Source organism: Hydrogenophaga palleronii (assembly GCF_031457455.1).
GTDB lineage: Bacteria > Pseudomonadota > Gammaproteobacteria > Burkholderiales > Burkholderiaceae_C > Hydrogenophaga > Hydrogenophaga palleronii_A.
Window position 1 is genome coordinate 302,365 of sequence record NZ_JAVDWU010000007.1, and the last position, 6,556, is coordinate 308,920.

Here is a 6,556-nt window from a genome sequence, read left to right on the forward strand (position 1 = left end):
CCATGTTTGCCCGAATCCGCTCCGACATCCAGTGTGTGCTCGACCGCGATCCCGCGGCGCGAACCGTCTGGGAGGTGGTCACCTGTTACCCCGGGCTGCATGCCGTGTGGCTGCACCGGCCTGCGCACTGGTGCTGGACGCACGGCTTCAAGTGGCTGGGCCGCTTCATTTCACACCTCGCGCGCTGGTTCACCGGCATCGAGATTCACCCGGGCGCGAAGGTGGGCGAACGCGTGTTCTTCGACCATGCCATGGGTGTTGTGGTGGGCGAAACAGCCGAGATTGGCGACGGTTGCACCATCTATCAGGGTGTGACCCTGGGCGGCACCTCGCTCTACAAGGGCGCCAAGCGCCACCCCACGCTGGGCAAGGACGTGGTGGTGAGCGCGGGTGCGAAGGTGCTGGGCGGCTTCGAGGTGGGCGACGGCGCCAAGATCGGCAGCAACGCCGTGGTCATCAAGCCCGTGCCCGCTGGCGCCACGGCTGTGGGTATTCCAGCGCGCATCATCCCCAGCAAGACCGGGGAAAGTGCCGATGTGACCGAACAAGGGACGAAATTCCAGGCCTATGGCATCACACAGGAAGACGACCCGCTGTCACAGGCCATGCGTGGCCTGATCGACAGCACCGCCAGCCAGGAACACCAGATCGCGCTGTTGTGGAGTGCGATTGAAAAGCTCTCGCAAATGCGCGACGGTGACTGTGTGCCGAAGGATGCGGCGCGTGAAGAGTGTTTTGAGGCTGAAAAACTCAATCAACTCATAGGGAAATAAGGCCCATCCTCGTTCGTGATGCGCTGAAAGCACGGCGCGGGGTGTGCCAATACCTTGGCGTGTTCAGTGATGATGGCCGTGCGCGCCGTGGGCATGCCCATGCGCGAGCTCTTCGGCGCTGGCCGGCTGCACATCCACCACTTTCACCGCGAAGTGCAGCACCTCGCCGGCCAGCGGGTGGTTGCCGTCCAGGTACACGGTGTCACCCTTGATCTTCTGCACGGTGAACACCTGCTGGCGCCCCTGGGCATCTGTGCCTTCCAATTGACCGCCCACCTTCACGCCAGGCGGGAAGTCGCGTTTGGCAATGGTGGTCACGAGGCTTTCGTCGCGCACGCCGAAAGCGTCTTCTGGCTGAAGCATCAGCGTGCTTTGAAAGCCTTTCTCCTGGCCTTCCAGCGCCTTTTCAATGCCGGGCAAGGTGTTGTTGTAGCCACCGTGCAGGTAGGCGCGTGGCTCCTTGCCATCTTCGAGCAACTTGCCCTGGGCGTTCGTGGCCTTGAATGTGATGGTGACGACAGTGTCTTTGGTGATTTTCATTGGGGGCTTTCGGTCGGATGTATCAACGGGTGGCGCGCACCGCACTCTTGGGTCGGAAGCCCTTGCATACCTCATCATGGGTTTCGAGGTAGGGGCCACCGATGAGGTCGATGCAATACGGCACGGCCGCAAAAATGCCGTTGACCTTCTGGGTGCCGTCGGGGTGCTTGAGGCCTTCCAGGGTCTCTGCGATGGCCTTGGGTTGACCGGGCAAGTTGATGATCAGGCTCTGGTTGCGGATCACCGCCACCTGGCGCGACAGGATGGCCGTGGGTACGAAAGTGAGGCTGATCTGGCGCATTTGTTCGCCAAAGCCGGGCATGGTCTTGTGTGCCACGGCCAGGGTGGCTTCGGGCGTGACGTCGCGCAGGGCGGGGCCAGTGCCGCCGGTGGTCAGCACCAGGGAGCAGCCGGCGTCGACCAGTTCGATCAGGGTGGCGCTGATGGTGTCGACCTCGTCCGGGATCAGGCGCGATTCAAACGTGATGGGGTTCTTCAGGGCGCGGGTCAGCCAGTCTTGCAAGGCGGGCAGGCCTTGGTCCTGGTAGACGCCAGTGCTGGCGCGGTCGCTGATGGAGACGATGCCGATGCGCACGGCATCGGGTGTTGGGCTGGCTTCGGTCATGGTGTTGAGGGCTGTTCGGCGTCGGGATCGATCACTTCCTCGTCACTGTCCTTGTTCAGAGCGGTGCGCACGATCTGGAAGATTTCTCTGTAGGCCTTGCCGTGGCGCACGGCTTCGCCGGCGCGTTCCTGCGCCGAGCTGGCCTGCGCGTCCTTGCGCGCCTGGCGAATGAGTGCGCGCAGGTTCTGCACGTCCGCATCGGGCACGCTGCTCAGCCAGCGGGTGAGGGCGTCGTCGTCCGCGATCAGCTGGTCGCGCCACTGTTCGGCCTGGTGCAGGGCCAGCGTGGCGCTGGCCGAGGGCTTGCGCTGTTCTTCGATCGCCGCCTCGATGGCAGCGATGGCGTCTTCGTCGAGCCGGCGCATGAGCTTGCCGATGTACTGCATCTGCCGGCGCCGGCCTTCGAAGTTGGTGATGCGCTTGGCCTCAACGACCGCGTCGGTGAGTTTCTCGGACAGATCGAGCGTTTCGCTCAGGCGGCTCAGGGCAGGGGCGCCCAGTGTGAGCAAGCTTTCACCCAGCGCCTGCAGGTGGTCGCTGTGCTTTTTCATGTCGGTCTTGCTCATGTCGGTCGAACCCTTGAGCTCGCGCTTGAGCTCCAGGTCGAGTTCGCTGCCTTCGGCGACGAACTGGCCACGGACGTAATAGCCTTTGGTGGGTTTGCGGGACATGGATCTCTCAAAGTGGGCTTGCGCTGGACGCGCAGCGGCCAAGGGGGGCGGCAAGTATCATAGCCGTCGACATGAAAAAAGCCCCATCACCCCTGGTTCAAGCCCCTTCCACCCCCGCCGCCGCTCCCGCTTCATCGCACGAACCGCTGGCCGGTTTCCAGTACGCCCGCAGCCAGTTCGAAGAACTGGTGGACCTTGCGCTCTCGCATGCGAAGCAGCTGGGTGCTGCCGATGCCGCCGCCGAGGTCTCCGAAGGTGCAGGCCTGAGCGTGTCGGTGCGCAAGGGTGAGCTGGAGAACGTGGAACGCAACCGCGACAAATCGCTGGGCGTCACGGTGTACCTGGGCCGCAAGCGCGGCAACGCCTCCACGTCTGATTTTTCACCCGCTGCCGTGCGCCAGACAGTGCAAGCCGCCTATGACATCGCCCGCTTCACCGCCGAAGACCCGGTGGCCGGTCTGCCCGATCCGGAAGACGTGGCCGACACCTACACCGACTTGGATCTGTTCCACCCTTGGGTCATCACCTCGGAAGAGGCCATGCACATTGCTCTGGCCTGCGAAGCAGCCGCATTCGCCACCAGCCGCAAGATCAACAACAGCGAAGGGGCAGGCGTGTCGGCTCAGCAGTCGCACTTTTTCACGGCCCATATGCGCGGTGGTGAACGCGGCAAGCCCGGCATCTTCAGTGGCGGCTATGCCAGTTCGCGTCACAGCCTGTCGGTGGCGCCCATCGCGGGCAAGGGTGCCAACATGCAACGCGACTACTGGTACAGCTCGCAGCGTGCACCGCAAGACCTGGCCACACCCGAGGCCGTGGGGCGCTACGCTGCTGAACGCACGCTGGCGCGCCTGAACGGCCGCAAGATTGCCACCACCGAATGCCCGGTGCTGTTTGAATCCCCGCTGGCGGCCGGCTTGCTCGGCGCCTATGTGCAGGCCACCAGCGGCGGCGCGCTCTACCGCAAGACCACGTTTCTCAATGAGAGTCTGGGCAAGCGCGTGCTGGCCAAACACATCGACATCGTGGAAGACCCGCACCAGATTAACGGCAAGGGCAGCGCACCATTCGACGACGAAGGCGTGCGCACCGCGCGGCGCAAGGTGCTGAGCGCCGGCAAAGTGCAGGGCTATTTCCTCTCCACGTATTCCGCGCGCAAGCTGGGCATGCGCACCACGGGCAATGCCGGTGGCTCGCACAATCTCACGCTGACCAGCCGTTTGACGCAACCCGGCGACGATCTGCGGGCCATGCTCAAGAAGCTCGGACGGGGCCTGTTCGTGACCGAGCTGATGGGGCAGGGCGTCAACTACGTGACCGGCGACTATTCCCGCGGCGCCTCCGGGTATTGGGTGGAAAACGGCGAAATCGCCTACCCGGTGCAGGAGATCACCATTGCCGGCAACCTCAAGGACATGCTGCTGGGTATTGAAGCCGTGGGCAGCGATGCCTACAACTACGGCGCCAAGACTGTCGGCTCCATCCTTGTCAACAGGATGAAAGTGGCGGGCAGCTGATTTGGACTGCTGGCATGCGCGCACTTCACTGCGCTGGCCGGTGACCCTTCCCATCCCAGGTGTTCTTGATGCGCCCTGAAGCCTTGGCCTTGCTGGCGGCCGCCTGCTGGGCGGTGTCGAGCCTGTTTTCGGCGCTGCCTGCGCAGCGCCTCGGTGCATTTGCCTTCAGCCGCTGGCGCATGCTGTTTGCGAGCCTGCTGCTCTGGGCGCTGGCCCTCATGGGCGGCGGCTGGCGCAGCCTGGATGCATCGGCCATGGGTCTGCTGGCACTTTCAGGGCTGATCGGCATCTTCATTGGCGACACGGCGCTGTTCGCCTGCATGAACCGCCTCGGTCCCCGACGCTCGGGCGTGCTGTTTGCCACCCATGCGCTGTTCTCTGCTGTGCTGGCCTGGGCATTTCTGAGCGAGGTGATCTGGGGCTGGGCGCTGCTGGGCAGTGGCCTGCTCGTGGGCGGGGTCATGATGGCCATCGTCTGGGGCAAGCGCAGTGACGAGTTGCACGGCTGGGAGCAGACGCGTGGTCCGCTGGTGGTGGGCGTGGGGCTGGGCCTGCTGGCAGCGCTGTGCCAGTCGGTGGCGACCCTGATGCTCAAGCCACTGATGACCACCGGCATCGACGCCGTGGCGGCCAGCGCGGTGCGCATGAGCATGGCCCTGGCGGCTCACGCCGTGTTGCTGGCACTGGGTTGGCAGGCTGCCAAGGCCAAAGCGCCTTTGCGCTGGAACGATGCCGGGTTGATCTTCATGAGCGCAGCGGTCGCCATGGCCTTGGGCATGACGCTGATTCTGGAGGCCATGCGGCACGGTCAGGCCGGCCTGGTGGCCGTGCTTTCGTCGGTCACGCCGATCATGATCCTGCCGCTGCTCTGGCTGGTGTACCGGCGCCGGCCAGCCGTGGGTGCCTGGCTGGGCGCGGCGTTGGCCGTGGTGGGAACCGCTCTCATTCTCTGAGCGGCTCACCCTGCCAGTCAAGCATCAAGCCTGCACACGGGGTAGCGCGAAGCGCTACCGGGGTGGGAGCTACTCTCCGCAGCGGTCTTTGAACCGCGATTCAAACAACGCCAGGTCGCGCAGCTCACCTTCTGTGGGATTGGCGCGCTGCTTGCGGCTGCGGATAGAGATGCGCATTTCTGCGCACTGATTGCGGTAACGCTCTTCTGCTGCGCTGGATTCCTGCTTGCGCTGTTGCGCGAGCTCCTGTTCACGCTCAGCTGCCTTCTCCCGTTCGCGCTTGTCCTTCCAGACCTCTCGGGAGGCTTTTCGCCGTTCGTCGCCGCACTCCCTATTGAACGTGTTCCTGGCTTCTTGCAGCGTTTCTCGGCTCAGGCCCCGGGCCGGTCCGGTGCGGATGCCGTCCTGCATGGTCGCGCACTTGGCGCTCATGTAACCGATCTCTTCTCCCGCACGGTCAACCTTGGGTGGTGGCCGGGACGAATCGTGCCGGGGTTTTTCGGTGGGGCCGTAATAAACCATGCCCGGCGTCTGGTTGGACCGGGGGCAGGGCGCGGACGACCGGTAGGCAATACCGCTCTGGGTTTTGCAGGCGTAGGTGGTCTGGGCCGACACGTCGGCCGGCGCAGTGCTCAGAGCCACCAGCATGGCAGGCAACAGGCTGGCCCAGAAACAGGTTCTTCGAATCGTCATCCTCGCTCCCACGGATACAGGTAACGAAGCATTCTAATGTGAGCAAATGTTTCTTGACCCGGCCGCCGGACTGGGGGCGCGTCCCGCCGAATCAGCGGCTCCTTTTCCGACGGTGGGCTGGAGCCGTAGCCCTTTTTCACGTCAGCGTGCGAGCGCAGCCTTGACGGCTGCCGACACTTGTCCCATGTCGGCCTTGCCGGCCAGGCTGGCTTTGGCCGCAGCCATGAGCTTGCCCATGTCGGCTGGGCCGGCAGCGCGCCCGAGTTCGGTCTCCAGCGCGGCGACGATGCCGCGTACCTCGGCTGCGACTTCTTCGGCAGACAGGCGCGCTGGCAGGTAGGCCTGCAACACCGCCATTTCGGCCTTCTCCTTGTCTGCCAGGTCCTGGCGGTCCGCCTGCTCGAAGGCGGCAATGGAGTCCTTGCGCTGCTTCACCAGCTTGTCCACAATGGCCACCACCATCGCATCGTCCAGCTCCACGCGCTCGTCCACTTCTTTCTGCTTCATGGCGGCGGTCAACATGCGGATGGCACCCAGACGCTCCGTGTCCTTGGCGCGCATGGCGTTCTTCATGTCTTCGGTGATCTGTGCTTTGAGACTCATGGTGCAAATCCGTTGATTGTTCAGATGAACCGCCAATTGTCGCGCAAGGCCGTCAGCAAGAGAGGATGCCAGACCAGGGGGGGCACCCGAGGAACCGGCTTGTATGGTTGAGGGGTTGGGGTGGAGGGCCTGGAACTTCCGGCTATTGGCTCAGACCGACTGGCAAAGATTGCCCCCACCC

At 64.1% G+C, this 6,556-nt stretch carries 8 protein-coding genes; 3 read left to right on the plus strand and 5 right to left on the minus strand.

All coding sequences use genetic code 11. The annotated features are described in order from the left end of the window. Nucleotides 1-2 precede the first annotated feature (2 nt). On the plus strand, nt 3-773 hold the full coding sequence (cysE, locus tag J2W49_RS17550; protein WP_310319147.1) for a serine O-acetyltransferase: 771 nt from the start codon (nt 3-5) through the stop codon (nt 771-773). 63 nt (nt 774-836) lie between these two features. On the opposite strand, the gene J2W49_RS17555 is transcribed toward cysE, so the two are convergent. Genes J2W49_RS17555 through yjgA form a run of 3 tightly spaced genes read right to left on the minus strand, consistent with a single transcriptional unit; the run spans nt 837 to nt 2,609 of the window. After that, a complete protein-coding gene (locus J2W49_RS17555; protein ID WP_310319150.1) occupies nt 837-1,313 on the minus strand; it encodes an FKBP-type peptidyl-prolyl cis-trans isomerase in 477 nt (158 codons plus the stop codon). A 22-nt stretch (nt 1,314-1,335) separates the two neighbouring features. Then, entirely contained in the window at nt 1,336-1,938 is a 603-nt protein-coding gene (mog, locus tag J2W49_RS17560; protein ID WP_310319152.1) for a molybdopterin adenylyltransferase, read from the minus strand. Continuing rightward, on the minus strand, nt 1,935-2,609 hold the full coding sequence (gene yjgA / locus J2W49_RS17565; protein WP_310319156.1) for a ribosome biogenesis factor YjgA: 675 nt from the start codon (nt 2,607-2,609) through the stop codon (nt 1,935-1,937). Before yjgA ends, mog begins: the two co-directional genes overlap by 4 nt. A gap of 71 nt (nt 2,610-2,680) precedes the next feature. Here yjgA and pmbA point away from each other — a divergent pair, with 71 nt between their 5' ends. Both pmbA and J2W49_RS17575 read left to right on the plus strand, forming a co-directional pair. Then, the gene (gene pmbA, locus J2W49_RS17570) at nt 2,681-4,126 is read left to right on the plus strand and encodes a metalloprotease PmbA (protein WP_310319159.1); all 1,446 of its coding nucleotides are present in this window, start codon (nt 2,681-2,683) and stop codon (nt 4,124-4,126) included. Between the two features lie 68 nt (nt 4,127-4,194). Continuing rightward, nucleotides 4,195-5,079 carry an EamA family transporter gene (locus tag J2W49_RS17575; RefSeq protein ID WP_310319161.1) on the plus strand — a complete coding sequence of 295 codons (885 nt, stop codon included), beginning with the start codon at nt 4,195-4,197 and terminating at the stop codon, nt 5,077-5,079. 69 nt (nt 5,080-5,148) lie between these two features. Here J2W49_RS17575 and J2W49_RS17580 read toward each other — a convergent pair whose 3' ends face one another. Together J2W49_RS17580 and J2W49_RS17585 are read right to left on the minus strand one after the other, a co-directional pair. Then, nucleotides 5,149-5,772, minus strand: a complete 624-nt coding sequence (locus J2W49_RS17580) for a hypothetical protein (RefSeq protein ID WP_310319164.1) — start codon at nt 5,770-5,772, stop codon at nt 5,149-5,151. Nucleotides 5,773-5,913: 141 nt separating this feature from the next. Beyond that, a complete protein-coding gene (locus J2W49_RS17585) occupies nt 5,914-6,375 on the minus strand; it encodes a GatB/YqeY domain-containing protein (RefSeq protein WP_310319166.1) in 462 nt (153 codons plus the stop codon). Nucleotides 6,376-6,556: the final 181 nt, after the last annotated feature.